This is a genomic window from Stenotrophomonas sp. GD03794 (genome assembly GCF_029842145.1).
In the GTDB taxonomy this organism is placed as follows: Bacteria; Pseudomonadota; Gammaproteobacteria; order Xanthomonadales; family Xanthomonadaceae; genus Stenotrophomonas; species Stenotrophomonas riyadhensis.
In genome coordinates, this window is sequence record NZ_JAOCFV010000046.1 from 1 (window position 1) to 23,898 (window position 23,898).

At 64.2% G+C, this 23,898-nt stretch carries 28 protein-coding genes and 2 pseudogenes; 19 read left to right on the forward strand and 11 right to left on the reverse strand.

Going from position 1 to position 23,898, the window contains the following annotated elements:
- Positions 1 to 96: 96 nt before the first annotated feature.
- Positions 97 to 2,526, reverse strand: coding sequence for a DUF3772 domain-containing protein (locus N5D91_RS19055; protein ID WP_180855081.1), 2,430 nt, complete (start codon positions 2,524 to 2,526; stop codon positions 97 to 99).
- An 87-nt stretch (positions 2,527 to 2,613) separates the two neighbouring features.
- Positions 2,614 to 2,862, reverse strand: a complete 249-nt coding sequence (locus N5D91_RS19060; protein ID WP_049422925.1) for a hypothetical protein — start codon at positions 2,860 to 2,862, stop codon at positions 2,614 to 2,616.
- A 181-nt stretch (positions 2,863 to 3,043) separates the two neighbouring features.
- On the opposite strand from N5D91_RS19060, the gene N5D91_RS19065 reads away from it, so the two are divergent.
- The 3 genes from N5D91_RS19065 to N5D91_RS19075 all read left to right on the forward strand — a co-directional run bounded on the left by N5D91_RS19065 (position 3,044) and on the right by N5D91_RS19075 (position 5,368).
- A complete protein-coding gene (locus N5D91_RS19065; RefSeq protein ID WP_180855083.1) occupies positions 3,044 to 3,538 on the forward strand; it encodes a lipocalin family protein in 495 nt (164 codons plus the stop codon).
- Between the two features lie 12 nt (positions 3,539 to 3,550).
- Positions 3,551 to 4,759 (forward strand): FAD-dependent oxidoreductase, encoded by a 1,209-nt coding sequence (locus tag N5D91_RS19070; RefSeq protein ID WP_180855085.1) that lies wholly within the window; start codon positions 3,551 to 3,553, stop codon positions 4,757 to 4,759.
- 126 nt (positions 4,760 to 4,885) lie between these two features.
- Positions 4,886 to 5,368: a hypothetical protein gene (locus N5D91_RS19075; protein WP_180855087.1), complete on the forward strand. Its 483-nt coding sequence runs from the start codon at positions 4,886 to 4,888 to the stop codon at positions 5,366 to 5,368.
- A 126-nt stretch (positions 5,369 to 5,494) separates the two neighbouring features.
- On the opposite strand, the gene N5D91_RS19080 is transcribed toward N5D91_RS19075, so the two are convergent.
- The gene (locus tag N5D91_RS19080) at positions 5,495 to 5,929 is read right to left on the reverse strand and encodes a PepSY domain-containing protein (protein ID WP_153854713.1); all 435 of its coding nucleotides are present in this window, start codon (positions 5,927 to 5,929) and stop codon (positions 5,495 to 5,497) included.
- 142 nt (positions 5,930 to 6,071) lie between these two features.
- Between N5D91_RS19080 and N5D91_RS19085 the strand changes: the two genes are divergently transcribed.
- Genes N5D91_RS19085 through N5D91_RS19095 form a run of 3 tightly spaced genes read left to right on the forward strand, consistent with a single transcriptional unit; the run spans position 6,072 to position 8,343 of the window.
- Positions 6,072 to 6,359, forward strand: coding sequence for a PepSY domain-containing protein (locus N5D91_RS19085; protein ID WP_153854714.1), 288 nt, complete (start codon positions 6,072 to 6,074; stop codon positions 6,357 to 6,359).
- On the forward strand, positions 6,359 to 7,018 hold the full coding sequence (locus N5D91_RS19090) for a response regulator transcription factor (protein ID WP_153854715.1): 660 nt from the start codon (positions 6,359 to 6,361) through the stop codon (positions 7,016 to 7,018). The genes N5D91_RS19085 and N5D91_RS19090 overlap by 1 nt, the downstream gene beginning before the upstream one ends.
- Positions 7,015 to 8,343: an ATP-binding protein gene (locus N5D91_RS19095; protein WP_110713997.1), complete on the forward strand. Its 1,329-nt coding sequence runs from the start codon at positions 7,015 to 7,017 to the stop codon at positions 8,341 to 8,343. The genes N5D91_RS19090 and N5D91_RS19095 overlap by 4 nt, the downstream gene beginning before the upstream one ends.
- A 110-nt stretch (positions 8,344 to 8,453) precedes the next feature.
- On the opposite strand, the gene N5D91_RS19100 is transcribed toward N5D91_RS19095, so the two are convergent.
- Both N5D91_RS19100 and speA read right to left on the reverse strand, forming a co-directional pair.
- Positions 8,454 to 8,774: a DUF6122 family protein gene (locus tag N5D91_RS19100; RefSeq protein ID WP_005411369.1), complete on the reverse strand. Its 321-nt coding sequence runs from the start codon at positions 8,772 to 8,774 to the stop codon at positions 8,454 to 8,456.
- A 43-nt stretch (positions 8,775 to 8,817) separates the two neighbouring features.
- Positions 8,818 to 10,707, reverse strand: coding sequence for an arginine decarboxylase (speA, locus tag N5D91_RS19105; protein ID WP_012512349.1), 1,890 nt, complete (start codon positions 10,705 to 10,707; stop codon positions 8,818 to 8,820).
- A gap of 191 nt (positions 10,708 to 10,898) precedes the next feature.
- Between speA and speE the strand changes: the two genes are divergently transcribed.
- The gene (speE, locus tag N5D91_RS19110; protein ID WP_049400802.1) at positions 10,899 to 11,753 is read left to right on the forward strand and encodes a polyamine aminopropyltransferase; all 855 of its coding nucleotides are present in this window, start codon (positions 10,899 to 10,901) and stop codon (positions 11,751 to 11,753) included.
- Between the two features lie 86 nt (positions 11,754 to 11,839).
- Here the strand turns inward: speE and N5D91_RS19115 are convergent, their stop codons facing one another.
- Entirely contained in the window at positions 11,840 to 12,745 is a 906-nt protein-coding gene (locus N5D91_RS19115) for an aspartyl/asparaginyl beta-hydroxylase domain-containing protein (RefSeq protein WP_024957655.1), read from the reverse strand.
- A 435-nt stretch (positions 12,746 to 13,180) separates the two neighbouring features.
- Here N5D91_RS19115 and N5D91_RS19120 point away from each other — a divergent pair, with 435 nt between their 5' ends.
- Entirely contained in the window at positions 13,181 to 13,840 is a 660-nt protein-coding gene (locus tag N5D91_RS19120; RefSeq protein WP_135275409.1) for an RIO1 family regulatory kinase/ATPase, read from the forward strand.
- Positions 13,841 to 13,965: 125 nt separating this feature from the next.
- On the opposite strand, the gene N5D91_RS19125 is transcribed toward N5D91_RS19120, so the two are convergent.
- Positions 13,966 to 14,304, reverse strand: coding sequence for a P-II family nitrogen regulator (locus N5D91_RS19125; protein WP_005411374.1), 339 nt, complete (start codon positions 14,302 to 14,304; stop codon positions 13,966 to 13,968).
- A gap of 155 nt (positions 14,305 to 14,459) precedes the next feature.
- On the opposite strand from N5D91_RS19125, the gene N5D91_RS19130 reads away from it, so the two are divergent.
- Complete coding sequence (locus tag N5D91_RS19130) at positions 14,460 to 14,711, forward strand: accessory factor UbiK family protein (protein WP_005411375.1); 252 nt, start codon at positions 14,460 to 14,462, stop codon at positions 14,709 to 14,711.
- Positions 14,712 to 14,836: 125 nt separating this feature from the next.
- Positions 14,837 to 15,271 carry an NAD(+)--rifampin ADP-ribosyltransferase gene (gene arr, locus N5D91_RS19135; protein WP_180855089.1) on the forward strand — a complete coding sequence of 145 codons (435 nt, stop codon included), beginning with the start codon at positions 14,837 to 14,839 and terminating at the stop codon, positions 15,269 to 15,271.
- On the opposite strand, the gene N5D91_RS19140 is transcribed toward arr, so the two are convergent.
- Positions 15,264 to 15,710 (reverse strand): DUF4279 domain-containing protein, encoded by a 447-nt coding sequence (locus N5D91_RS19140; protein WP_180855091.1) that lies wholly within the window; start codon positions 15,708 to 15,710, stop codon positions 15,264 to 15,266. The two genes, arr and N5D91_RS19140, sit on opposite strands and share 8 nt — an antisense overlap.
- Positions 15,711 to 15,938: 228 nt before the next feature.
- Between N5D91_RS19140 and N5D91_RS19145 the strand changes: the two are divergent.
- The 6 genes and pseudogenes from N5D91_RS19145 to N5D91_RS19170 form a co-directional block, all read left to right on the forward strand.
- Positions 15,939 to 16,091, forward strand: a pseudogene (locus tag N5D91_RS19145) (IS3 family transposase); the annotation flags it as partial.
- A gap of 125 nt (positions 16,092 to 16,216) precedes the next feature.
- Positions 16,217 to 16,618, forward strand: a complete 402-nt coding sequence (locus N5D91_RS19150; RefSeq protein WP_180855093.1) for a PAAR domain-containing protein — start codon at positions 16,217 to 16,219, stop codon at positions 16,616 to 16,618.
- A 2-nt stretch (positions 16,619 to 16,620) separates the two neighbouring features.
- A complete protein-coding gene (locus N5D91_RS19155; RefSeq protein ID WP_180855095.1) occupies positions 16,621 to 17,061 on the forward strand; it encodes a DUF4123 domain-containing protein in 441 nt (146 codons plus the stop codon).
- Positions 17,051 to 17,404: a hypothetical protein gene (locus N5D91_RS19160; RefSeq protein ID WP_258011609.1), complete on the forward strand. Its 354-nt coding sequence runs from the start codon at positions 17,051 to 17,053 to the stop codon at positions 17,402 to 17,404. The genes N5D91_RS19155 and N5D91_RS19160 overlap by 11 nt, the downstream gene beginning before the upstream one ends.
- Positions 17,405 to 17,407: 3 nt before the next feature.
- Positions 17,408 to 18,127, forward strand: a complete 720-nt coding sequence (locus tag N5D91_RS19165; protein WP_180855096.1) for a Tox-REase-5 domain-containing protein — start codon at positions 17,408 to 17,410, stop codon at positions 18,125 to 18,127.
- Entirely contained in the window at positions 18,124 to 18,825 is a 702-nt protein-coding gene (locus tag N5D91_RS19170) for an Imm52 family immunity protein (protein WP_180855098.1), read from the forward strand. The genes N5D91_RS19165 and N5D91_RS19170 overlap by 4 nt, the downstream gene beginning before the upstream one ends.
- Before the next feature lie 285 nt (positions 18,826 to 19,110).
- On the opposite strand, the gene N5D91_RS19175 is transcribed toward N5D91_RS19170, so the two are convergent.
- Positions 19,111 to 19,476: a hypothetical protein gene (locus tag N5D91_RS19175; protein WP_180855099.1), complete on the reverse strand. Its 366-nt coding sequence runs from the start codon at positions 19,474 to 19,476 to the stop codon at positions 19,111 to 19,113.
- A 55-nt stretch (positions 19,477 to 19,531) separates the two neighbouring features.
- The gene (locus N5D91_RS19180; protein ID WP_180855101.1) at positions 19,532 to 20,134 is read right to left on the reverse strand and encodes a DUF998 domain-containing protein; all 603 of its coding nucleotides are present in this window, start codon (positions 20,132 to 20,134) and stop codon (positions 19,532 to 19,534) included.
- A gap of 668 nt (positions 20,135 to 20,802) precedes the next feature.
- On the opposite strand from N5D91_RS19180, the gene N5D91_RS19185 reads away from it, so the two are divergent.
- Entirely contained in the window at positions 20,803 to 21,159 is a 357-nt protein-coding gene (locus N5D91_RS19185) for a hypothetical protein (RefSeq protein WP_180855103.1), read from the forward strand.
- 48 nt (positions 21,160 to 21,207) lie between these two features.
- The gene (locus N5D91_RS19190) at positions 21,208 to 21,753 is read left to right on the forward strand and encodes a cold-shock protein (protein WP_164162565.1); all 546 of its coding nucleotides are present in this window, start codon (positions 21,208 to 21,210) and stop codon (positions 21,751 to 21,753) included.
- Between the two features lie 381 nt (positions 21,754 to 22,134).
- Here the strand turns inward: N5D91_RS19190 and N5D91_RS19195 are convergent, their stop codons facing one another.
- The gene (locus tag N5D91_RS19195; protein ID WP_180855105.1) at positions 22,135 to 22,908 is read right to left on the reverse strand and encodes a carbon-nitrogen hydrolase family protein; all 774 of its coding nucleotides are present in this window, start codon (positions 22,906 to 22,908) and stop codon (positions 22,135 to 22,137) included.
- Positions 22,909 to 23,170: 262 nt separating this feature from the next.
- Here N5D91_RS19195 and N5D91_RS19200 point away from each other — a divergent pair.
- A pseudogene (locus N5D91_RS19200) lies at positions 23,171 to 23,724 on the forward strand (magnesium chelatase domain-containing protein); the annotation flags it as partial.
- Positions 23,725 to 23,898: the final 174 nt, after the last annotated feature.

Here is a 23,898-nt window from a genome sequence, read left to right on the forward strand (position 1 = left end):
CCGGACCCACCCCGCCAAACCACGGAATGCACGCTGTTGCTGTTGCCTTTGCTCCGGCTCGTAGCGGGTGCAGGGCGTAGCCCTGCAGAACACCCCCTACTCCTGCGGATCGCGGGTGATGTGGATGTCGGTCGGGGTCGACAGCGGGATGTTCCGCTCGGCCAGGATGTGCAGCAGGCTGAAGTACAGATCGCTGCGGGTGGCATACACCTGCCGCGGGCTGGCTACGTACGCGAAGCTGTTGATGGTGATCTGGCCACCGGCAATGCTGTCGATGTAGACCGTCGGCGCCGGCTGCTTCAGCACGTTGGTGTGCGCGGTGTACGCATCCAGCAACGCCTGCCGCAGGTTGCCGACATCGGTGCTGGGCGGCACCGCGAACTGGATCTGGATGCGGCCCTGGTTGTTGCCCATCGTCATGTTGCGCACGGTCTTGGTGACCAGCTCGGAGTTGGGCACGATCAGGGTCGACTTGTCGCCCACCTGGATCTCGGTCGAGCGCAGGCTGATGCGGCGGATGTCGCCCTCCTGGTCGCCCAGCTTCACCCAGTCGCCGATCTTCACCGGGCGCTCGGCCAGCAGGATCAGGCCGGAGACGAAGTTCTGGGTGATCACCTGCAGGCCAAAACCAATACCCACCGACAGCGCGCTGACCAGCAATGCCAGCTTGCTCAGCTGCAGGCCCATGGCCGACAGCGCCCAGATCACCGCGATGATGATGCCCACGTAGCGGGCGACGGTACTGACCGAGTTGCGTGCGCCCAGGTCCAGCTCGGTCTTGGGCAGGTAGGTGTCGGTCAGCCAGCGCTGCACCAGCTGGGTGATCGCCAGACCGGCCAGCAGCACCAGCACCGCCAGCACGATCCGCACCGGTTCCAGCTTCGTTCCACCGACATCGAATCCCGAGGTGAACAGCGAAGAGAAGCGCTCGACCACCGCGCCGATGTTGCCGAACGGCGCCACCAGCGCCAGCAGGGCAAGCAGCACGACAATCGTGCGCAGCGCCGCCGACAGCAGCACGCCGGCCTGCTCCAGCCGCGACACACTCAGGCCGGTACTGAGCAGGATGGTCTGGCCGACCTTGCTGTCGGCGTTGAGCATCCAGGTGCTCAGGTCATCGACGAACTTGAACAGCAACGTCGCGGCCAGCACCACGATGCTGCCGCCGATCAGCTGCTGATTCACGAACTTGGCGAAGTTCAAGTAGCCCAGCAACGTGGCAATGATGGCCGCCACCACCGCGATGTTGCCCGCTACCCGGGCCAGTACCAGCCAGCTGCTGCGGCGCACTGGCGTATTCACGCCAAGGCCATCGGCCTGCGCTTCCAGCTTGGCCTCGGCCTCGGCGGTCTGCCGCCGATGCAGGCGCGCCAGCGTCACCAGCATGGCCATGATCAGGCCCAGGTAGGTCAGGGCAATCAGGCCATCCAGCGCCACCGTGGTGACGTCGCTGGTGCGCGTGGCCTGGTCGAGGGCGACCAGCACCGTGCTCAGCCAGGCCAGCGCCGCCGCGCCCCACGCGTACTTGCGCAGCTTGAGCGCGGCGGTGTCGTCCAGGTTCAGCAGCCGCCACGACGGGCGCTTGGGCACCAGCAGGCAGGCGCTGAGTGCGGCGATGAACGCGGCGCGGAACGTTGCGGTCTCCAGCCCGTCGGCCACCACCTGCAGGCGCGGCGCGATCGCATCGATGGCATCCAGCGCCGTCATCAGCACCACCACCGCATAGCCAGGCAGCAGCGTGCCCACCAGCAGCAGCCACATGGCCAGGCCGGACCGGCGCAGGCGACCATCGGGCGCGCGTTCGGACGCGGCAAAGCGCCGCCCCAGCCTGCGCAGCCACAGCCGCAGCGGGAACATCATCACCAGCGCGGCCAACAGGCCCAGCAACGGCGTGCCCCAGCCATTGGCGCGGATGCCGGCGATCAGCGTGTCACGCCCCTGCTCGGCCAACGGCGCAACGCGTGCGATATCGATCGGCAAACGCTCGGCGACCTTGCTCCACAGCGCAGGCGACAACGGCGAGGCCACCTTCTGCCCCAGCTCTTCGGTGCGTTGCGCCGCGCGTTGCTGGTCGATGTCGGTCGCCAGCTGCTGGGCACGCACGGCACTGGTCTTGGCCTGCGCTACGGACGCGGCCAGGCCGTCGCGCTGCTTGTTGATGGTACGCCGTTGCGCTGCCAGTTCCGGCGGCTCGGTCGTGCCTTCCGCTGGCGTGCCCAGCTGCGCCAGCTGCTCGTCGAGGCGGTCCAGCTGCGGCTGCAGCGCCTTCTCCAGCGCCTCGGCGTCACGCCGTGCCTTCGAGGCGTCCTCGGACAGCATGGCCAGTGTTTCGATGGCCGAGGCATCACCACGCTTGCGGTCGACCTCCTTCAGCCTCGCATCGATATCCGCCAGCTGCTGCTTCGGCGTGGGGTCCTCATCCTGTGCCAGCACCGGCGCGGACAGCAGGAAGACGCTGCACAGCAGCAGGACCAGCCAAGGGCCCCGTGCACGGATCGATCGCAGGAAAGAAGACAAGCCAGCCACACCGGTTCGCGCGGACCACCGCGCCTGCGCGCGACTATACGGCAGAGCCGGTCAAGGTCGGATGGGCGCCCCCGCCAGCGTCGCGCATCAGTACTTCAGGCGCAGCTCTTCCACGGCCGGCTGCTGCAGCGCGTACCAGTCCTGGAACTCTTCCTCGGTGATCTCATCGGGCGCATACACCGCCACCGGGTGCCAGTCGTGGTCGGTCGGCAGCGGCTGGCGCGGGCCGGCACGCAGGCTGTAGGCCACGCCTTCATAGTCGACCAGGTCATCGACCTGCGGCCACTGTTCGCGTGCGAACGCGGATTCACTCTTCAACAGGATCACCTGGTACATCGGCACCTCCACCTCGGTTGGATCAGGAAAACACGGCGCTGGCAGCAGGATACCGCCACGCCGGTGACAACGGGCGCTCCGCCGGGGCGACGGAACGTTCTGGACACGGCCATCGCCCCGGCTTCACCCGCCCATGGCAAGGCCATCGGCATCGTGGAGGCCCCCCCTGCCACGACCACCGATGACCGAGCACCCGCCGCTGAAGACCGTTGCCGACCTCAAGCTGCCCCGCTACCTGGGCACCTGGTACGAGATCGCGCGCCTGCCGATGCGCCATGAACCGGAAGGCTGTACCGACGTGTCGGCGCACTACACCCTGCTCGACAACGGCAACGTCGGCGTCACCAACCGCTGCCGCATGGACGGCGAGGTCGAGGAAGCCACCGGCGAGGCCTGCGCCGTCGACAACGACAGCGCGCGCCTGGAGGTGAGCTTCCTGCCCAAGGGCCTGCGCTGGCTGCCGTTCGCCAAGGGCGATTACTGGGTGATCCAGGTCGCTCCGGACTACAGCGTGTCGCTGGTCGGCAGCCCGGATCGCAAGTACCTGTGGCTGCTGGCGCGCGAGCCGCGCCTGGACGCGACCGTGCAGGACCATTATCTGGCGGCGGCCCGCCTGCAGGGCTTCGATCTGTCCGAACTGATCCAGACGCCGCATACCGGCCAGCCCACTGCCTGAGCGGCGCCACGCATGGACCTGAAGAGTGGCTACCCGTGGTGGGCGGTACGCAACGGCCTGATCCATGCCTTTCCTGCGCTGCAGCAGGACCTGCGCTGTGACGTGCTGGTGGTCGGCGGCGGCATCACCGGCGCGCTGATCGCAGACGAGCTGTCCCATCACGGCCACGACGTTGCAGTGATCGAACAGCGCGACATCGGCTGGGGCAGCACCGCCGCCAGCACCGCCCTGCTGCAGTACGAGATCGATACCCACCTGCTGGAGCTTACCGAGCGCTACGGGCAGGACGCCGCTGCACTGGCGTACCGGGCCTGCGCGGAGGCAATCCCGGCACTGGGCGAAGTGGCGCGCGGGGTGAAGGACGTGGATTTCCAGCGCATGGACAGCCTGTACCTGGCCAGCCGCCATCGCGACGTGCCGCGCCTGATGGCCGAGGGGGAGGCGCGGCGCAGCATCGGCCTGGATGCCCGCTGGCTGGGCCCGGAGGCACTGCGGGAGCGCTTCGACGTGGACGCCGGTGGCGCCCTGCTCACGCGCCAGGCGGCGCGGGTCGATCCCTATCGCCTGACCTATGGGTTGCTGCAGCGCGTGCGCCGGCGCGGCGGCAATGTGCATGACCGCACGGTGCTGCACACGCTGACACCCACCGCGCGCGGCGTGAGCGCGGTCACCAAGGGCGGCGCCACGATCCACGCCCGCCATGTGGTGCTGGCGATGGGCTATGCCAACCAGACATGGCTGCAGCAGCGGGTCGCACGCAACCGCAGCAGCTATGCCTTCATCACCGATCCCATCGATGCGGACGTGCTCGGCCGACTGCGCCACACCATGGTGTGGGAGAGCGCACGCCCGTACCTGTACCTGCGTGCCACCGGCGACCGCCGCCTGCTGGTGGGCGGGCTGGATGACGCCATCGACATCCCCGCGCGCCGGGACCGCCGGGTGCAGGCCAAGGCCGGCAAGCTGATGAAGCAGCTGCGGCACTGGTTCCCGCGGCTGGACCCGATACCCGCCTTCTCCTGGGCCGGCACCTTCGCCGAAACCGCCGACGGCCTGCCGTTCTTCGGCCCGCACGAACAGTGGGGCCCGCGGGTGCACTTCGCCATGGCCTACGGCGGCAACGGCATCACCTACTCGATGATCGGCGCGCAGCTGCTGCGGGCCCGGATCGAACGGCGCAAGCATCCGCTGGCGGGGCTGTTCGGGTTCGGGCGGTTGTGACCTGCAGCCAGGCATGGCCTGGCTCTACCCCAATCCGGCGCCGACAGGCATCATTCAAGCAGTCCCTGCTAGCGTCGGCCTGTACCGCCGCGTGTTGCGTGGCCACCTGTCCGCTGGAGCGCCGTCATGATCCGCCCCCTGACCCTGCTGCTGTGCCTGACCCTGCCGGGAACCGTGCTGGCCCAGTCTGCTGCGGGCGCCACCGCGCCGCAGGCGGCCGGCCTGGATCTGTCGCTGCCGCAGGCGCCGATGCGCTATCTGAACGACCCGGCCCTGCAGCAGGACCCGCCGGGCACGTACTACGGCGACAAGAGCGGCCCGCGCGTACACAACGACGCCAAGATCGCCGACGTGACCGACGACAAGGTCAAGGTGTCCGGCAGCTTCACCACCGGCATCGGCTACTCCAAGAACGGCGGCAACAGCCACTACAACGCCGCCACGCTCAACCTCAGCAAGAACTACACCACCGATGAGGGCAAGACCCACGGGGTCAACGTCAACATCCACGTGAGCGAAGGCAAGGGCCCGGGCTTCTTCGGCCCGTACGGCGGCTACTACGGCCGCGGCCCGGGCTATTGGGATTACCCGCCGCCGTTTGGCTGGTAAGCCCCGCGTCGGGCCTGGGCCGACCAAGGGCGGCCGCTACCGGTGTGTAGATCTGGTAGGTGTCGACCTTGGTCGACACGCTTTCTCCCGTGTGCCGACCAAGGTCGGCATCTACCAGAGCCTGCATCAATCCAGCCAGCCATCGCGCTCGCTGTGCAGGATGCGACCGTCGTAACCGCTCAGGCGCACGTCCACCTTCTGGTTGCGGGCATTGCGCGCTTCCAGCGACCACGTCGCGCCATCACGTTCCAGTGAATGGATCTCGCGCAGGCCATGCGCCTGTGCCCGTGCCAGCACCTGATCGGCCCCCAGCAGCGTGCGGCCGTTGTGCTCGTCGAAGATCTCGCCGGTCTTCGGGTCTACGTAGACCTCGCTGAAACGGCCGTCGGCGCGGCTCACGTCGGCCTCCCACAGGCCGTCATCGCGTTCGATCTCGTGGATCTGGGTGTAGCCGGCCTTGCGCAGGGTCTGTTCAACCTGGGCCATGCCCAGCGGTGCGGCCTGTACGGCCGGCACAAGGGCCAGGGTGGCAACGGTGGCGAGGGTGAGCGACTTCAACATGGGGGTTCTCCTGTTCGTGGCCGGACCATCCCGGCAACGCCACGATGCCTGCCCCAGTTAACAGCGCCTTAGCCGTGGCTGTTAGCCCACTGTTAGTCGCCACGGCCAGACTCGCGCCTGTTCCCCCCTTTGCCCACCCCGCATGCTCTCGACCCTGCCCCTGCTGCTGGCCCTGGCCAACACCCCGACCGCCGCGCCCGTGCAGGATCCGGCGCAGCAGGTCGCACGCCGTGCCGTGCAGCAAGGCCGCTATGTGCCGCTGGAAGGCGTGGTGCGCGACGCGCTCCGTCGTTACCCCGGCCAGCTGTTGGAAGTGGAGCTGGACGATGGCGTCTACGAAGTGGAGATCCTGCGCGGCGACGGCGTGGTGGTGGAGCTGGACTATGATGCGCGGAGTGGAAAGCTGCTGAAGACGGAACTGGACGACTGATGCGCATCCTGTTGGCTGAAGACGATGCCGCGCTGGCACAGCGCCTGCTGCCGTTGCTGGAGCAGGCTGGCTACGTGGTCGAGGTGGTCGCCGACGGCCGCCAGGCCGAGGAGATCGGCCAGATCGAGGATCTGCAGGCGGCCATCGTCGACCTGGGCCTGCCCGGGCTGGATGGATTGAGCGTGATCGAGCGCTGGCGCGGCAATGGCCGCAGCTTCCCGGTGCTGATACTGACCGCGCGCGGGCGCTGGCATGACAAGCTGGCCGGCTTTGACGCCGGTGCCGACGATTACCTCACCAAACCCTTCCAGCCCGACGAACTGGTGCTGCGCCTGCGTGCACTGATCCGCCGCAGCCACGGCCACGCCAGCCCACGCCTGCACTGCGGTCCGCTGCAGCTGGACGTCAACGCCGGCCGCTTTGAACTGGATGGGCAGGTGTTGCCGCTGAGCCCGCAGGAGTTCCGCGTGTTGAGTTACTTCATCCACCACACCGGCAGCGTGATCAGCCGCGACCGCCTCGGCGAGCAGGTCTTCGAAGGCGGCTACGATCCGGATTCGAACGCGCTGGACGTGCTGCTCGGGCGGTTGCGCCGCAAGCTGGGCATTGAGCTGATCCATACCGTGCGCGGCCAGGGTTGGCGGCTGGCAGAGGCATGAGCGCGCGGCAACCTTCGCTGCGCCGGCGGCTGCTGCTGGTGGCCGGCATCGGCCTGGTGCTGGTCTCGGCACTGGCCAGCGTCCTGCTGGGCGAACTGTTCAAGCGCAGCGCGCATGACCGCCTCGACCACGAACTGCAGCAGGACATGCTGACCCTGCTCGCGCAGGCGGAAGTGGATCCGGAAGGGCAGCTGCGCCTGCGCCAGGAACCGAACGACGCGCGCTTCCAGCGGGTGTTTTCCGGTGCGTACTGGCAGATCGCCGACAGCCAGGGCAAGGTGCTGCTGCAGTCACGCTCGCTGTGGGACCAGACCCTGGCCGCCAGCGCCGATGGCCCGGTCGAACGCAACCTGGGCGGGCCGATGCAGCAATCGCTGCGCGCGCGCGTGCAGCAGGTGCGCCTGCCCCGCGCCACGCAGACCTATGTGGCCGTGGTGGCCAACGACCGCAGTGCGCTGGATGCCGACATCGCCGCATTCCGCCAGCGCAGTGCGTTGGCACTGGGCATCCTGGTTGCGGCCTGGCTGGCGGTGCTGGCCAGCCAGGTGCACTTCGGCCTGCGCCCGCTGCGTGGGCTGGGCCAGCAGCTGGAACGCATCCGCCGTGGCGAGGCCGAACGCATCGACCGCAGCCAGCTGGACCGGGAAATCGCGCCGCTGGCCGATGAGCTCGATGCGTTGCTGGACCACCACCAGCGCATGGTCGCGCGCGCGCGCAGCAGCGCCGAAGACCTGGCACATGCACTGAAAACGCCGCTGAGCGTTCTGGCCGCTGAAGCGCAGGGCGAAGGCCGCGACTGGCGCCGCACCCTGCACGAACAGGGCGCACGCATGCGCGCCAGCATCGACCGCTATCTGGCCGCCGGTCTGGCCGTGGACCATCGCCAGCGCAGCGAGGTGGCCCCGGCTGCCGAAGCACTGTGCCGGCTGATGACCCGTGTGCATGCCGGCCGTCGCATCCGCTTCCAGATGGACGTTGCGCCGGGCCTGGCCTTTGCCGGTGCCAGCACCGACCTGGAGGAAATGCTCGGCAACCTGATGGACAACGCCGGCAAGTGGGCGCGCAGCGAAGTCCGCCTGCGTGCCCTGGCCCAGAACGATCGGCTGCACATCGAAGTGCGCGATGACGGCCCCGGGCTGGACAAGACCAAGCTGGAAAGTGTCCTGCAGCGCGGCGTGCGCCTGGACGAACGGGTGGAAGGCAGTGGATTGGGCCTGGCGATCGCTGCGGAGATCGCGGCCAGCCACGATGGGTCACTGCGCCTGTCGAATGAGAACCCGGGATTGCGCGCGCGGCTGGAACTGCCGCTGGCGCCGACTGACTGAGTGGAGCCGAGGCGTACCCAGGCGCAGCCGAGCGTGGGTTCGCTCTACAACGGACGATGAGGCAACGGGCTGCTGTGGGGCCGAGCCCATGCTCGGCTCGGCGCGTCCCATCAACGGTGATGCATCCACCAGCAGTCAATCGCGTCCAGCACGATGTGGATGATCAAACCGATGCCGAACAACCGCGTTTTCTTCGGCACGCACAGCCCTGCATAGACCGCAATCGCCGGTGCAGTGTGCAGCGGATGGAACCCGATGCTGCAGCGGTTCGGCGCATAGATCGGATCGGCCAGCAGATGATCCAGATCGATGATCCAACCCAGCAGCATCAGCAACCACGCCGAGGCGAAGCGCTTGCGCCAGAACAGCCATGCCAGCAGGGCTGGCACGGCGGCATGCAGGAACAGGTGGAAGATCGCGCGCGCGCTCATCGGGACCGGTAGCGCCGGGCCGTGCCCGGCGTTCCCGTTGACCTCACACCAGCGGTTCGTCGGACAGGTAGGTGTAACCGGTCAGGCCGGCTTCCAGCGCCTCCGAAAGCTCCTGCGCACGTTCCGGCGACAGCTGCGCCTCGGCCACACGCTGCGCATAGGTGGCGCGCAGTTCGTCCAGGCGGTAACCCACGTAATCCAGCATCACGTCGGTGGTGTCGCCACGGCGCTGCTGGGTGATGGCATAGCCATCGGCATCGGCCAGCACTTCCACCGCGTCGGTATCGCCGAACAGGTTGTGGATGTCGCCCAGGATTTCCTGGTAGGCGCCGACCATGAAGAAGCCGATGCGGTAGCTCTCGCCCGGCTTCATCTTGTGCAGCGGCAGCGAGCTGTCCAGGCTCTCGTTCTCGACATAGGTTTCCACCATGCCGTCCGAGTCGCAGGTCATGTCGGCGATGATGCCGCGACGGTCCGGGGTTTCGTCCAGGCGCTCGATCGGCACGATCGGGAACACCTGGTCGATCGCCCACACGTCCGGGATCGATTCGAACACGCTGAAGTTGACGAAGTACTTGTCGACCAGGCGCTCGTTCAGTTCGTCCAGCACCGGGCGATGGCTCTTCTCGTCGTAGCTCAGGCGCGCACGCACGCCATGGGCGATGGCGTAGAACAGATCGTCGATGCGCGCACGCTGCGGCAGGTCGATCTGGCCCAGCGCATAGCTGGCCAGGCCTTCGGCGTGGAAGTGCTGTGCTTCCTGGAACAGTTCCACCGCCGGACGCACGTCCAGCTCGTCGTGGATCTCGCGCAGGTGGCGGATCGCCGCCGGCTCGTCGTCGTGCTGGTCCGGCACGCGGCCTTCCTGCGCCTCCTCCACTTCCGACACGTTGGCGATCAGCACCGCGTGGTGCGCGGTCATCGCGCGGCCGCACTCGGTGACGATGCGCGGCGGGGTCAGGCCGAACTCTTCGCAGGCATTGGCCAGCGGCTGCACGATGTTGCTGGCATAGGAATGCAGGCCGTAGTTGATCGAGCAGAAGCTGCGCGAACGGGTGCCTTCGTAATCCACGCCCAGGCCGCCGCCCACATCGACGTGGGTGATCTTCGCGCCCAGGCGCGACAGCTCCACGAAGTAGCGGGTGGCTTCGCGCATGCCGTTGGCGATGTCGCGCACGTTGGAGATCTGCGAACCCATGTGGAAGTGCAGCAGGTTCAGGCAGTCGGCGTACTCGGTGTCACGCAGCGACTTCCACAGGTCCAGCAGCTGGCGCGGCGACAGGCCGAACTTGGCCTTGTCGCCACCGCTGTTCTGCCACTTGCCGGCGCCCAGCGAGGCCAGGCGCATGCGCACGCCCAGGCCCGGCTTCACGTCCAGCGCCTTGGACTCTTCCAGCACCAGCTTCAGCTCGGACGGCTTCTCGATGACGATGAAGGTCTGCAGGCCCAGCTTGCGGCCGATCAGGGCCAGGCGGATGTACTCGCGGTCCTTGTAACCGTTGCAGACGATCAGGCCACCCGGGCGCGACAGCGCCAGTACGGCCATCAGCTCGGGCTTGCTGCCCGCTTCCAGGCCGAAGCCTTCGCCGTGGTGGCTGGCCAGGGTGCCGGCCACGCCGCGGGTCTGGTTGACCTTGATCGGGTACACGGCGGTGTAGCCGCCGCTGTATTCCCAGTCCTGCTGGGCCTGGCCGAAGGCCGCCTGCAGCTTGCCCAGGCGCTGGCCGAGGATATCCGGGAAGCGCACCAGCAACGGCAGCTTGGCGCCGGCCGCACGGGCCGCGTCGACCACCTTGGGCAGCGACACCACCGGGCCGTCCGCCCCGGTCGGTCTCACCACCATGTGCCCGGCCTGATCCACGTCGAAGTAACCGTCCGCCCAATGCGGGATCGAGTAGGTCTTGCGGGCTTGGTCGAGGGACCAATCGGTCATTTCAGTCGGCCTTGTTGGCAATAAAAGGGGGGGCATGATAACGCCTATATGCCCACAGGTTCGTTATCATGCGCGCCCGCGCCCGTGACAGGTTTCAACCTGAACGGGCCGATCCGTCCGGATGTGGCATCTGTGCCACGCGGCCCCGCCCGCCAGCCCGGCTTCACCTCTCCGAACAGGACTGTTTTCAAATGACTGACAGCAACAACTGGTACATCGAGCACTTCGAGCGCACCGGCTCGGCCATCGGCTACCGCATCACCGGCAAGCTGGACGAGGTGCAGTCGCCGTTCCAGAAGATCGAGATCTTCCAGACCACCGACTGGGGCAACCTGATGACCATCGACGGGGCCATCATGCTGACCAGCAAGGACAACTTCTTCTACCACGAGATGATCAGCCACCCGGTGCTGTTCACCCACGCCGCGCCCAAGCGCGTGGTGATCATCGGTGGCGGCGACTGCGGCACCCTGCGCGAAGTGCTCAAGCACACCGGCGTGGAGAGCGTGACCCAGTGCGATATCGACGAGCAGGTCACGGTGATGGCGCGCAAGCACTTCCCGGAACTGTGCGACTCCAACGACGACGCCCGCGCCGAGCTGCTGTTCGACGACGGCGTGGCCTACATGGCCAACTGCCCGGCCGGCAGCGTGGACGTGGTGATCGTCGATTCGACCGACCCGGTCGGCCCGGGTGAGGGCCTGTTCAACAAGGCCTTCTACGAGAGCTGCTTCAAGGCCCTGAAGGACGACGGCATCCTGGTGCAGCAGTCCGAGTCGCCGCTGATGCAGCTGGACCTGATCAACGAAATGCGCACCGAGATGGGCAAGGCCGGCTTCGGCTCGTTCAAGACCCTGCCGTTCCCGCAGCCGTGCTACCCCACCGGCTGGTGGAGCGTGACCATGGCGCGCAAGGGCGACAGCAGCTTCGACTTCCGCCAGGCCGACTCGGCCGCCAAGACCTTCAACACCCTGTACTACACCGCCGCGCTGCACACCGGCGTGCTGGTGACCCCGCCGTTCGTACAGGCGGCACTGAAGGGCTGATCCAACCAAAAACCCGCGCTGGCGACAGCGCGGGTTTTTTCATGTTGCGGTAGTGCCGGCCGCTGGCCGGCAACCTCATGTAACGATCAAAGCGCCCAGATACCGGCGATCACCGCCACCACCAGGCCCCACTTGATCAGCTGGTAAGCCACCACGCTGCGCTCGCGCAGTGCCTTGGCCTTCAAGCGCACCTTGTAGACGCTGCCAAAGGCCTTGTTGACGCCACCGGTCGGGTCACCCGGCAGGTTCGGCGAGGCACCACCGGCCAGCAGCGTGGCCGCCACCGCGCGGTTGAACAGCCCCGGCAGGCCGAAGCGCAGCGGGCGGGCGATGTCGCAGAACAGGATCACGCGGTCATCGGGCGTCTCGTTGTGCGCGTGGTGGATGTAGGTCTCGTCGAACATCATCCACTCGCCGTCGCGCCAGCTCTTCTTGATGCCGTCCACTTCGATGTAGCAGCCGTCGTTGTTGGGCGTGGCCAGGCCCAGGTGCAGGCGCAGCGAACCGGCGAAGGGGTCGCGGTGCGGGCGCAGTTCGCTGCCCGACGGCAGCTGCGCGAACATCGCCGCGCGCACGTCCGGCAGCGACTCCAGCAGCGCCGTGGTCTTGGGGCACATCGCCTTCGCCGACGGGTGCGACGGGCCGTACCACTTCAGGTAGAAGCGCTTCCAGCCACGGCGGAAGAACGAGTTGAAGCCGGCGTCGTTGAACGTGCTGGACGCGGCGATCTTCTGCGCATCGCGCAGCGCCAGCGCCTCATCGCGGATCATCTGCCAGTTCTGGCGCAGCGGCTCCAGCTGCGGGAACTCCTTGGCCGGGTCCAGGAACGGCGTGGTCGGCACCTTCGAGAACATGTACATGACCACGTTGATCGGGGCCATGAAACTGGAGTGGTCCAGCAGCTGGCGCGACCAGCGCGCGCGGACCTTGCCACGGAAGTGGATGTACAGCACGCAGGCCACGAACAGCGCTGCAATGACGATTTTGATGATCAAAGCACTTTCCTCCAGCCGCGGCCGGAACGGGAAACGGGGCGATGCACGGCCTGGCGGCCAGCACCGGTTGGGAACGCGGCAGGGGACGGGGACGTGCCGGAGGGGGCGGCCGCCGATGTCGCGGGTTAACAGCTTATGGTCGGCAGGGCGTGCGCCGGGGTCAAGCCGGACGTGCGTCGTGTTCAGCGGAACGCGAATGAATGGGCGGGATGAAGCCACAACTGCTTGATTCGCAAGCCCCCTTCCCACAAGTGAGACATAATTGTCCGATTGGGCGCGACGAACTGTTCCAGCCACGACCCCGACATTTCTCCGACAAATCGTGGAATAGCGAACTGGCGAGTACTAAAATTAACGAAAACTTAGTAACTCCCTGTAACACCGGTTCGCTTGACGCTTTGCGCCACCCACCGGGTCGTCCGAGACCCCGACATGTATCTTCCCGCTCTGCCCCCCTCCTCCTGCGGCGATGACGCCGCCACCCCGCTGCTGCTCAAGCGCGGCGAACGCTTCCTGGCCCCCGACGTCTACCGTACCTGCCTGGACGGGCGCGAGGCGGTCATCAAGGACTATTCCCGCTACCGCGGCACTCCCGTTTCGCTGATCGCGCGGCTGATGGTGCGCCGTGAAGCCCGCATGCTGCAGCGCCTCGGCGGCTGGAAGCATGCCCCCGCGCTGCTCGGCACCCTCGGCGGCCTCGCACTTGGCATGGAATTCATTCCTGGCCAGACCCTGAGCACCGCGCAGGCGGTCGGCAACGACGTGTTCGAGCAGCTGCAGCACGCGCTCAGCCGCCTGCATGCCGCCGGCATCACCCACAACGACCTGCATGGCACCAACGTGGTGGTCAGTGGCGGCGTGCCGGTGCTGCTGGACTTCACCTCCGCCTGGCGCGTACCCCGCTGGCTGCGCCGCGGCCCGCTGAGCCGGCAGATGCGCCGCAGCGACATGAAGAACCTGCTGAAGATCCGCCAGCGCGTGACCGGCCAGGCGCCGAGTGCCGCGCAGGCCGCGCTGGTGGCCGACCCTGGTTGGGTGGCGGCGGTGCGGCAGGGTTGGAAGCGGTTCTACAAGTGGGCCAAGCGCCGGTAGTGCTTTGCTTTGGTAGGGGTCGAGCTTGCTCGACCGCTCTTATGTAGAGTCGAGCCATGCTCGACTGCTCTTCCTGCATCGCACGAAATGCAGCCGAGCATCGGCTCGACTCTACAGAAACCGGCTTACAACGCGTCCGCGTCCAGCTCACCGGTACGAATACGCACCACGCTGCCCAGGTCGTACACGAACACCTTGCCGTCACCAATCTTCCCGGTGCCGGCGGCCTTCACGATGGCCTCAACCACCGCCTCAACCTGGTCATCGGTCACTGCCACTTCCAGCTTCACCTTCGGCAGGAAATCGACCACATACTCCGCGCCGCGGTACAGCTCGGTATGGCCCTTCTGGCGACCAAAGCCCTTCACTTCCGTCACCGTGATCCCGGTAACCCCACGCTCGGCCAGCGCTTCGCGCACGTCGTCGAGCTTGAACGGCTTGATCACCGCCATGACCATCTTCATCGTCTATCTCCTGTCTTCCGGCGTGGAGGATAGCGCCTGAACGCGGCCCGTGCGAAGCCGCTGCCGCCTGTCCGGGCAGTGGGTGCCGGCAGTATCCTTGTGCCCGAATGGCCTGCCCGCGCCGGATGCACGGGCCCACCCCCACGGAGCACCCCATGATCGACCTGAACCAAATCGATGACCTCGCCCGTCGCCTCAGCGACCTGGTGCCGCCGGGCCTGCGCGAATCGCGCGAGGAACTGCAGGCCACCTTCAAGAGCGCGTTGCAGGCGGGTCTGGCCAAGCTTGACCTGGTCACCCGCGAGGAGTTCGAAGTGCAGCGCGCCGTACTGCTGAAGACCCGCGAGAAGCTGGATGCGCTGGAAACCGCCGTGCGCGAACTGGAAGGGCGCGGCGCCGCAGAATGAAAAAAGGAGGCGCACCGCGCCTCCCACTACAGAGTATTTCCCGGATGGGGCCTTGCAGCAAGGCCCCCCGGGCGCCCTAGACTCGCCGGCCTGTCGATCCGGCAGGACACGCAGGGGCAGTGCCGATGGCGCAGGACACCGAATGGACACCCGTTTCGCATGACACCTGCGACCAGGTCGCCGGGCCGTTCTATCACGGCACCCGCGCTGACCTGGCGGTGGGCGAACTGCTGAGAGCGGGCTACCGCTCCAACTATCGCGACAGCGTGGTGATGAACCACATCTACTTCACCACGATTGCCAAGGGCGCCGGGCTGGCTGCGGAGATGGCCCGCGGTGAAGGGCGACCGCGTGTGTATGTGGTGGCGCCGACCGGGCCGTTCGAGGACGATCCGAACGTGACCAACAAGAAGTTTCCCGGGAACCCGACACGATCGTATCGGAGTGCGCAGCCGTTGCGGGTGGTTGGGGAGATTACGGAGTGGGAAGCCTACGACGCGGAGTTCGTTCGGCAGTTGAAGGCATTTGTTGCTTCGGGGAGTGGGGAGATCATCAATTGATGGCCTCTGGGCACGGAGCATTGCACGCTTCCTCATCGGCATCGTAGATGTCCAGTCCGAACTCGATGCCGCGCCGTCCCAAGGCAAGCAGCGCGCGGGGCGAAAGCGAGACACCATCGTTGCTGCTGCCCATGAAGAGACCACAGAACAGATCAGGCCGGAAGCGCGCCAATGACTGCCATACGGCGAGATCGCCGGTGAGTTGATCGAGGATTTCGAAGATCTGAGCGTCCAGGTCTTCGGGCTCACGACGCTCCGCATCAAGTTGCCAGCTGCCGGTCCTGGCGACACGCACGTTGACTGATCGGCTGCCTCTGAGCTCCTGGCCCTTTTGATGCGAGGCGGTCGGAGTCGCTCCGAGCAAGGCACTGATCTCGTCGGGCAGGAGGTCGTCACCGAAGAATCGAAGGATCACCAGAGAGTGATCGAATGCGGTCATTGGAACTCAGTTGCGCCTTTGGTAGTCCCTCTCATTCTGCATGCCTCGTCGATATCAGCGAGCGGCCGAAAGCGGACGCCGGGAAGTCTTGGCGCATATGTACCTCAGCTTGGCTGCTGCCCCTCCCTGAAAACAATGTCAAACGGCGAATTCTCATTCCGCCATTCCGAGTAACGGGTGCTGGAAGTCCAGCACCCAGCAACGATTGCTCAGGGCATGCTTGATGCGCTGAAGAAGGAGCGTATAAAGCGACGAATCTACCCGCCCGGGGATGAGGCTCTCTGACGTATTCAACCACATCGAAATGTTCTACATCCCCATCCGCCGTTATGGCTTCGCCGGCGGCCTGTCCCTGTAGAGTTAGAAAAGCGCTACACGTAAAGCGGCTCATGATTATCTACAGAAGTCTGGCCGGGCCAGACAGGCGTTGAACGTGTGTTGACGACCCCTGAATTTGTTGATATCGCTACTGCGGCGTTTCGTTAGCGGTAAAACGGAGTTGGCTTATGAGAACGATCATCGTTCTTGGCGACAGAAACAGTGGTGGTGGGTCGGTCATTACAGGGTCCGCCGAGACCGACATTGATGGCAGGCCTGTTGCCCGAGTAGGAAATAAAGCAATCCGTCCCCTGCACAAAGACGTTTTTTCAATCATCACAGGCGACGACAGCCTGATGATTGATGGACAGGCTGTGGCGCGAGATGGTGACAAGCTTTCATGCAGCTGCAGTCTCATCTCTGGCCAGCAAAACCACGCATGGGTGGCCGCTGCGGGAGGGGCGGCTCCTGCACCGGCTCCTCAATCCTCAACACAAAAACAGAACTCCCCTCTGCCGTACAAGTCCGAGGTGTGTGAAGAGTGTCTGTTGGCCGCCGCCAATTCCGGCACCGCGTTCCAGGGGCGCTAACCATGTATACCTATGTGATCATCGATTGTGCGGTGAGAGGCGACGCTGCCCTCAATCTCAGGTTCTACGCCAGTGACCTCCCCCATCGTTCCATGTTCTTGGGCCAACCCGAGGCCAAGCACGCTGATGCGGGCCCGTGGCTTGTTCAGACCGATGGGAGTACTGCGCTGCATGGTTGGCTGAACGCTTTGGAGGGAACTGGGTACGGCGTGCCATGTGTGAGTTACCTCAGCAGTGCAGAAGATTTTGAGGCGATTTTCACTCACCTCCAATCATTCCTGGATTTGCGCTTATCCAATGGGGCAACCGCCCTGTTTCGCTTCTGGGATCCGCGCGTTTTCCAGAGATTGCAGCGTGTGCTTACGCGTGAACAGCTCCACAGTCTCATGTTGCCATTTTCGGAATGGCGCACAACCAGCGGACGATACAGCAATGCCCATTGAGTTGACCGCAGAGCAGGAAGCCTTGTTGCGCTTGCCCGAGCCCGAATCCTTCACGGAACGCATTGCGGCGGAATTGCGGCGCGACATGCCAGAAGAAACTCAACACATGTCAGACCAGCAACTTCTGGCGGCAGTTCGGGAATCCTATGAATTCGCCACCTACGAACTTCACATCACGCGCGTACCAACATTAGTGCGTTGGGTGCGAGCGGATACCTCCACCAACGGATTGCTTCGGAGGGAACCAGCCGTGATCTTGAAGGTGAAGGGTGCTGACAATGAAAATTTGGCGGCAGAGGATCTGTTGTCAATCTTTCGCGCGCAGACAAGCTGGAGGAACTGACAGATGGCCAGTGCAATTCCAATCGGTGGGCGCGCCATCGGCGAGGTCATCCGTCGTTCCGCATCGTTGAAACGGTTGCGGCGCGCAATTGGTGTCATTCCCATGGAGCAGGCCAAGGAGGGGGATTGCACTAACGAAAGCAGCTCCACTGAATGCAACCAATGCAAGCTGGACCAGGGTGCGCTGGTTCCAGCTGTGCCGCGTCGGGCGGTGCGCAAAGAAAACAAGGTCAACTGGGATTACCAGCTGCAAATTGCCAATATGAATGCAGGCCCAGAGCAATTTGGCTACTGCGACAAGTACACCGGCCTACCCGTGACCTCTTTTGACACATCGATTGCCGGGCGCGCGTGGGCTGCTTTAAAGGGCGAGCCACAGCCCAGCGCCGAGCAGTTGAACCTCACGGAGTGGCTGTACGGTGGCGTGTACTTCGATGGCTTTTGGAGGTCACAGTGCACTGTTGTTGACGCGAAGGGGCGTTACGCTCAGTTCCTGTCCGAAGATGATGGGCTGCCCAAGCAAGGATTTGCAAACGACTTCCTCTTTCCCGATATGATTGAGGAAGCGAGTAGGCAGGTTGCGGCCATTAACACAGCCATGCCGCAAGCGAGATTGCAGTGGCATTTCATGCAGATTGAGGTGTACAGGTGGGCGGCAACAAGCATTCCGCCGCCTGTCATTTGTGTTCACACCCCCTTTATTCTCCAGGTCATTCAAGCATGATCAGTACCATCCTTCGTTTTGATATTGGCAAGCGAAGCGAAACAGATTTTCGCAGTGCCTACCGCCAGCTGCTCATGACGCTTCATAGCTTCCCAGGGAGGCATCACTGGTTCTGCGGTGTCAATACACCAACGCAAATGCCGATACCATTTGAGGATGAAGACGCTGTTCTGCAAAGATTGGTGGAACGTGCCGAATTGATGGGAACAAAGTCTTTCAGCGCAGCTGTGTCAAGCGAAAATATGGGCAGTCGCCAACCCGGATTGATCGAAGTAGGCTACAGTTTAGGGGTGGGTTACATGACCGTTTCGCTATACCGCCCTGACAAGCTTGAAGCCAACCCAACGTCGTTAGTTGCCGGCATCATGCTTGCCGTGTTGGAGGGTGAGCCGGCAACCACATTCGCATTTGCTGACGTATACGATAAGGTCCATGGTGAGTTTCAGTACTACAAGACTACGTACGCAACGTTCCCGCATCGCAAATGCGTTGGCTGGATGGCTTACGTCCGCAACAAACTGAGTCATCAGGACCTCCCTATCGCTGCTGCCGTTCTCCCCGCGCTGGATGGGACCATCGTAATTTCAGTTAATGAGGCATTTGATTTAGCAAACCAGGATCACATTCAACGGGCTAATGAAGTCGAAATGGATATGAATGATATGGGGTTGCTGGAAGTCACGGACGCCACGTTCTGAAATGATTTCGCTAGAGGCCGCGTCGCTACACACGCGAGCCCGATTGTGTCCAAACAGAGCCCGCTGTGCGCAGGCGTCTGCTGAGCTATGTGGGCTGTTCGGAGGTGGGTTCACGCTCCTGGCGCTTGGACGGCGTTGGAAGTTCAGCATCCACTTTCGCAGCGATTTCGTCTGTATTACGGCGGACCGTTCTTTGCGCCTTCAGGCCAGAAGAAGACGCTCGCAATACTCCAACCACGCCCAATCACAATGCAGTTTGGCGCTGAAGTATTTTTCGAGCCGGCCCTACTTGAACATCTCCAACAGATCCTTGTCTTCATGCCGCTGCTCCCACGTGGAGAGAAAACAGAAGCTCACACCACCTTGCATGGCAGCCTTCTGAAACCCGGCCAGTTCCTCCTTCGTAACCGGGTACTCAACCGGATCAAAGTGCAGAATCCCCCACGGCTTGACGAGAGAGAACCCAGGCATGAGTTCCGAGAAGATCGCCTTGAGCAGGGGCCGGATATTCGAAAAGTCCTTGATCGGACCCGCGCGATTGCCAAGGGCATGACACTGGCGACGGATGGTCCTGTCTCCACCCACCACGCGCGCGATGAAGTGGTCCTGGTGCACTTGAACGTAGATCAGCTGACGACGAAAGATCCTCATCCCCTTCTCAACCCCACACGCTCAATGGCCGTCCACGTGCCTGCATGCCTTTCCATCAAAGCGTCGGCTGCGCCTTCAGCGCGCTTGAATCCCTGCGCAGCAGGTACAGCGCAACCAGGAATGGCCACAGCGAGTTGATCGACGAGAACAAACGCTGGGTCAGTCCCCGGTACCCCTCAGGGTCCGCTCCCACCACGTTCAACCAGAGATAGACGATGCCCGCGATGCTCACCAAAGCGGTCACGGCGTACGCCCTTCGGTTGGCAGACCACGCGCTCATCTCGATGTGCGACATCGCAGGTGCAATGATGTTTGCGATACCGATGGTGTAGAAGCCGTGCATCGGATGGCCCATGGGCCAGAGCCCGTTGGTCAGCATGGAGATGCCAAAGATCATCCAGCAGATCGCGCCTACGGCAATCCGGCGACCGGACTCCCGCCATACCCCGATGGAGAACGCCACGAAGCCGACACCGGAGCCGATGGCGGCGATCCTGCCGCAGATGCTTGCAAGCGTTGGCGCCTGCAGCAGCTCACTGGCGTGTTGTGCAAGCGGGTTGTAGCCCGGCGCGAACACGGCGGCAACGCTGGTCCAGAACAGGAACCACGGAAGCGGGATCAGACCCGCAAACAGTAGAAGTCGATTGCGGCGTAACACGTACCGTGATCCTTGTATTGGCCTGTGCCAGTGGGTTGAATCCGTTCAAACGCCGCAGAACCTTCCTACTGCGGGCAGGACAGTTCCGGTTGACTACAGCGGTAGTCAGATTCTGCGTGACGCCCTGCGGGGTCAATAGGCAGGAAGTCACTCACGCATGGAAGCGAAGTACGCGGCATCCATCACCGGCCGTCGCACCGGTTCCTTCGCATGGGCGATCACACATTGCCGTCGCCCCGATGTTGTCGCATTTGCCGCGCCCTGCATCTCTGACGGAAGGTTCTGTCGACTCCGTTCCAGAAGTGCCGCACCGCCTAGCACGCCAAGGCTCTCGCGGCTTCCGGCGCTATGCGACAATGCCAAAAGCGTCTCGGGTTTTGGCGGCATTGACCCCATCCCCTTGGCATTCCCAACTACATCAGGCAACTCTGGTATCGCCACCGAAAACGGGTGGCCGGGCCTCGAAAACCCGTTTTGCTAGATGTAGTTTGCGCTTGCCAGCCGGCATCACCTCGCGTGATGCCGGCTGGCAATCCGTCTGCCGGCTATGGCGGGCGGGGCGTGGGGGTCTTGTACCCGCCGGCTTTGTCTAGCAACCGGTTTTCGAGCCACGCTCTGCCCGCCACCTTTATCGGTGGCGGCTTCCGCCTGCATGCACGGAGCCCGCCATGACTACACCGCCCTCCCCTCCCCCGCGCCCGATCCAGGAAGCGCCGTCACCCGCGCCTGCGCTGGACCCCAACAGCCTCATCGCCATCCTGCACGCCATCGGTGCCGGTGCTGCGGCCGACGGCCAGCCCTGGCCCGAGCGCCACCTGTTGCGCAGCCGACAGATGGCGATGTCCGACGCCGACTGCGCGGCAACCGGCCAGCGCATCGTGCAGGAAATCCTGCTGGCAGCCGAACGCACCCGCCAGAACGGTGGGCCCGAGCAGTACGTGGGTGACCGGGTGATGGAGGGGCTGGTGATGGCCGATATGGCACTCACGGCCTTCATCCACGAGCGGATGCGACCCAAGGACTGAGCGCCCGCGTGCGGTGCCTACCGTTCTGCCTGGGTGTGGGGGTGACGAATGAAGAAGCACGGTCTTGCTGCAGCGGCGGTATGCGCCGCGATCACGGTGGCGGTGTGGATGGGGTGGCCCGAGCCCGCGGGCGACCAGGTGTGGGCCTACCAGAAGCTGCGGCCGGCCGACTATCGGATGCTGCACAGCGAGGCGCTCGGTTTCGTGGCCGCGAAGGCACGCGAGGGCTTTGAACTGCACGCGCGCCATGTCGGGGCGACGTCCTTCGAGATCCGGTGCAAGGGCGTTCTGGTGATGGACGTGGAAAACGCGCCCTCGCGCGTGCTGATCCGCATGCCTGCCGATGCCGTGTGGCGTGCGCCGGATATCGAACGGCTGCGTATCAGCTTCGAGCGTTGGCTGGATCTGCACCAGAGCCAAGGAAATTTGCTGGCGGAAAGTGCAGGGCCTTCTTGGGTTGAGGCGCGTTTTGGGCGCTTCACTGGGTTGGTGCCTGATGAGCAGCGGTGTGTATTCAAGGACCCAGGCCCCCCTTGGCCGAAATCTCCCTCGTCGCTTCGTCCATCCAGCAGCCCATTGCAGGCAGTCGAATGAATCGCAGCACCTTCTTCTGCGTTGCTCCGAACTTTCCCAGAATGCACGCGATTCGAGTGGCCAGGCAGCGTCTCGGCGCAACCCGAGCGTCCCCACCTGGTTCACGCACCCGAGAAGGGCGGCGTCCTACGCGATCTGGAAGAGCTCGCTGGCATATGAATTGTGTTGGAGCTGTTGAAGCAGCTGTTTGAGCAGATGGACACCGAGGCCTTTGCTTCTCCAGCGTACGGTTGCGCGATGTAGCCGACATCCAAGGCCGGCTCGTTCAAACGGATTCTTGAACGAAGTCGCGCGCGTGGCCGGCACACCAGTTTCTCAGGGACACCATCTGATCGAACAGACTCTGTTCGAACAAGGCCAGCTGCTGAAGTCGCTTGCCAGTCAAGTTTCCCGGGCGTTGGCCCATGCTCCCGCGATGCTTACTGCCGGAACTGCCACGGTACTACCGCTCTGTTCTGCCAAGTCATACACCACCAACGCCTGGTCTCCAGTTCCGGCGCTGCATCTCAGCACACCATTGTTGTTCCAGGCGGCAGACCCTCCCGTCATCTCGAATCCATCGGCATGGCCCACGCCATTGGATACCAAGACGGTCATCCCAAGCTCCCGCGCCACTGTTGCGTAGTGGCGGTGAGCGCGCTCCATACCGATCATGTTCTTTGCAACACTGGCAACGTAGACCGTTGCTCCCGCATCCTTGGCCCGCAATGCGCTATCCATCTGTAGCGACTCGAAGCAGATGGCGGGGACCAGAACTTCCTCTCCAAGGGTTACTGACAGGGGCGTAGTTCCTGCCCTGAAGTAAGGCAGTTCGTCGCCATGGAGCATCTGCTTGGTGTAGACAGCAGGTGTCTGGCCGCTCCAGAACACGAACATGCCGATCTCCGGCCCGTCTTTGCCACGATAAGGCCCACCGACTGCGACCAGAATCTGGTGCCGATCGCTCAGAGATTGGAATACCTCCAGACGTGCATCATCTGCGGTCATTGCCAGCTGTTCGGCCAACCGCGGCTCATAGCCGGTCAGCGACATCTCCGGAAAGAAGACCGCTGCACCCTCACACGAAGCGGCCAGTTCAATGAAGTGCACGTGCCGTTCGATATTGCCATCGATGTCGCCAGGAGCTGATCGCATCTGTGCTGCAACAATCTTCATTCCATCCTCTCCACTCAGATGCAGGCCGAAGTAAGAACCGCCTCGTACGCTGATTATGCAGCCGCCGGTTAAGTGCATCCATCGAGGATCGAGGCGCGATCTTGGCGCTTCAGTGAGGGAGCTCCTGATGCTCAGCGATGTCTGTTCAGGGAAAACGATCGCCCTTGACCAGAATCCCCCTAGCCGTTTCACCCGCAATGCCCGATGGTGCCCTGCGGAACGCCTGTCGCACCATCGAGCATCCCTCTGCAGGAAACCACACATGAGCCTGGCGCTGGTCCACAGCCGTGCCCGCGCCGGAGTCGACGCCCCGCTGGTGCGGGTGGAAGTGCATCTCTCTGGCGGCCTTCCTGTCACTCAGATCGTGGGACTGGCCGAGACCAGCGTGCGTGAGTCCCGCGAGCGCGTGCGTGCCGCCTTGTTGTGCGCGCGCTTCGATTTTCCGCAGCGGCGCATCACCTTGAACCTCGCGCCTGCCGACCTACCCAAGGAAGGTGGGCGTTACGACCTGGCGATCGCGCTGGGCATTCTGGCGGCCAGCGGCCAGGTCGATCCGCAGTCGCTGCTGCAGTACGAGTTCCTGGGCAGCTTGGCCTGACCGGTGAACTGCGCCCAGTGGCCGGCGCGCTGCCGGCGGCGATGGCGGCGATGGCCGAGCATGCGGATATGCGCGTGGCGCGTACCCTGCTGGAGTGCTGCGCCGGGTTGGGCAATCCGCGCCTGCTGCCGCCCGCGGGGCACGTGGACACACCACTCCTGCCACGGCCCTACTTGGCCGGCTCGCATGGGCAAGCGCCTGCTACGCATGCTATGCAGGCTTGCCTGGCAACGCCTGCTATTGCCACACACGAGCGGTTCAAAGTACAGCGTGCCGTGCCGTTGAAAACCCGCAAGAAGCTGAAGCGCCGAATATGGCCATGCGCAAACTCGAAGGGCGCAGAGTAGGCAAAGATTGCTCCTTCATCCTGCCTGCGGAAGCCGACGCACGAC

Bases quoted from the DNA above. Each gene is read 5' to 3' on its own strand.
- N5D91_RS19060 (WP_049422925.1), bottom strand. From the start codon at position 2,862: ATGTACCAGGTGATCCTGTTGAAGAGTGAATCCGCGTTCGCACGCGAA.
- N5D91_RS19065 (WP_180855083.1), top strand. From the start codon at position 3,044: ATGACCGAGCACCCGCCGCTGAAGACCGTTGCCGACCTCAAGCTGCCC.
- N5D91_RS19070 (WP_180855085.1), top strand. From the start codon at position 3,551: ATGGACCTGAAGAGTGGCTACCCGTGGTGGGCGGTACGCAACGGCCTG.
- N5D91_RS19075 (WP_180855087.1), top strand. From the start codon at position 4,886: ATGATCCGCCCCCTGACCCTGCTGCTGTGCCTGACCCTGCCGGGAACC.
- N5D91_RS19080 (WP_153854713.1), bottom strand. From the start codon at position 5,929: ATGTTGAAGTCGCTCACCCTCGCCACCGTTGCCACCCTGGCCCTTGTG.
- N5D91_RS19085 (WP_153854714.1), top strand. From the start codon at position 6,072: ATGCTCTCGACCCTGCCCCTGCTGCTGGCCCTGGCCAACACCCCGACC.
- N5D91_RS19090 (WP_153854715.1), top strand. From the start codon at position 6,359: ATGCGCATCCTGTTGGCTGAAGACGATGCCGCGCTGGCACAGCGCCTG.
- N5D91_RS19095 (WP_110713997.1), top strand. From the start codon at position 7,015: ATGAGCGCGCGGCAACCTTCGCTGCGCCGGCGGCTGCTGCTGGTGGCC.
- N5D91_RS19100 (WP_005411369.1), bottom strand. From the start codon at position 8,774: ATGAGCGCGCGCGCGATCTTCCACCTGTTCCTGCATGCCGCCGTGCCA.
- speA (WP_012512349.1), bottom strand. From the start codon at position 10,707: ATGACCGATTGGTCCCTCGACCAAGCCCGCAAGACCTACTCGATCCCG.
- speE (WP_049400802.1), top strand. From the start codon at position 10,899: ATGACTGACAGCAACAACTGGTACATCGAGCACTTCGAGCGCACCGGC.
- N5D91_RS19120 (WP_135275409.1), top strand. From the start codon at position 13,181: ATGTATCTTCCCGCTCTGCCCCCCTCCTCCTGCGGCGATGACGCCGCC.
- N5D91_RS19125 (WP_005411374.1), bottom strand. From the start codon at position 14,304: ATGAAGATGGTCATGGCGGTGATCAAGCCGTTCAAGCTCGACGACGTG.
- N5D91_RS19130 (WP_005411375.1), top strand. From the start codon at position 14,460: ATGATCGACCTGAACCAAATCGATGACCTCGCCCGTCGCCTCAGCGAC.
- arr (WP_180855089.1), top strand. From the start codon at position 14,837: ATGGCGCAGGACACCGAATGGACACCCGTTTCGCATGACACCTGCGAC.
- N5D91_RS19140 (WP_180855091.1), bottom strand. From the start codon at position 15,710: ATGACCGCATTCGATCACTCTCTGGTGATCCTTCGATTCTTCGGTGAC.
- N5D91_RS19150 (WP_180855093.1), top strand. From the start codon at position 16,217: ATGAGAACGATCATCGTTCTTGGCGACAGAAACAGTGGTGGTGGGTCG.
- N5D91_RS19155 (WP_180855095.1), top strand. From the start codon at position 16,621: ATGTATACCTATGTGATCATCGATTGTGCGGTGAGAGGCGACGCTGCC.
- N5D91_RS19160 (WP_258011609.1), top strand. From the start codon at position 17,051: ATGCCCATTGAGTTGACCGCAGAGCAGGAAGCCTTGTTGCGCTTGCCC.
- N5D91_RS19165 (WP_180855096.1), top strand. From the start codon at position 17,408: ATGGCCAGTGCAATTCCAATCGGTGGGCGCGCCATCGGCGAGGTCATC.
- N5D91_RS19170 (WP_180855098.1), top strand. From the start codon at position 18,124: ATGATCAGTACCATCCTTCGTTTTGATATTGGCAAGCGAAGCGAAACA.
- N5D91_RS19175 (WP_180855099.1), bottom strand. From the start codon at position 19,476: ATGAGGATCTTTCGTCGTCAGCTGATCTACGTTCAAGTGCACCAGGAC.
- N5D91_RS19185 (WP_180855103.1), top strand. From the start codon at position 20,803: ATGACTACACCGCCCTCCCCTCCCCCGCGCCCGATCCAGGAAGCGCCG.
- N5D91_RS19190 (WP_164162565.1), top strand. From the start codon at position 21,208: ATGAAGAAGCACGGTCTTGCTGCAGCGGCGGTATGCGCCGCGATCACG.
- N5D91_RS19195 (WP_180855105.1), bottom strand. From the start codon at position 22,908: ATGAAGATTGTTGCAGCACAGATGCGATCAGCTCCTGGCGACATCGAT.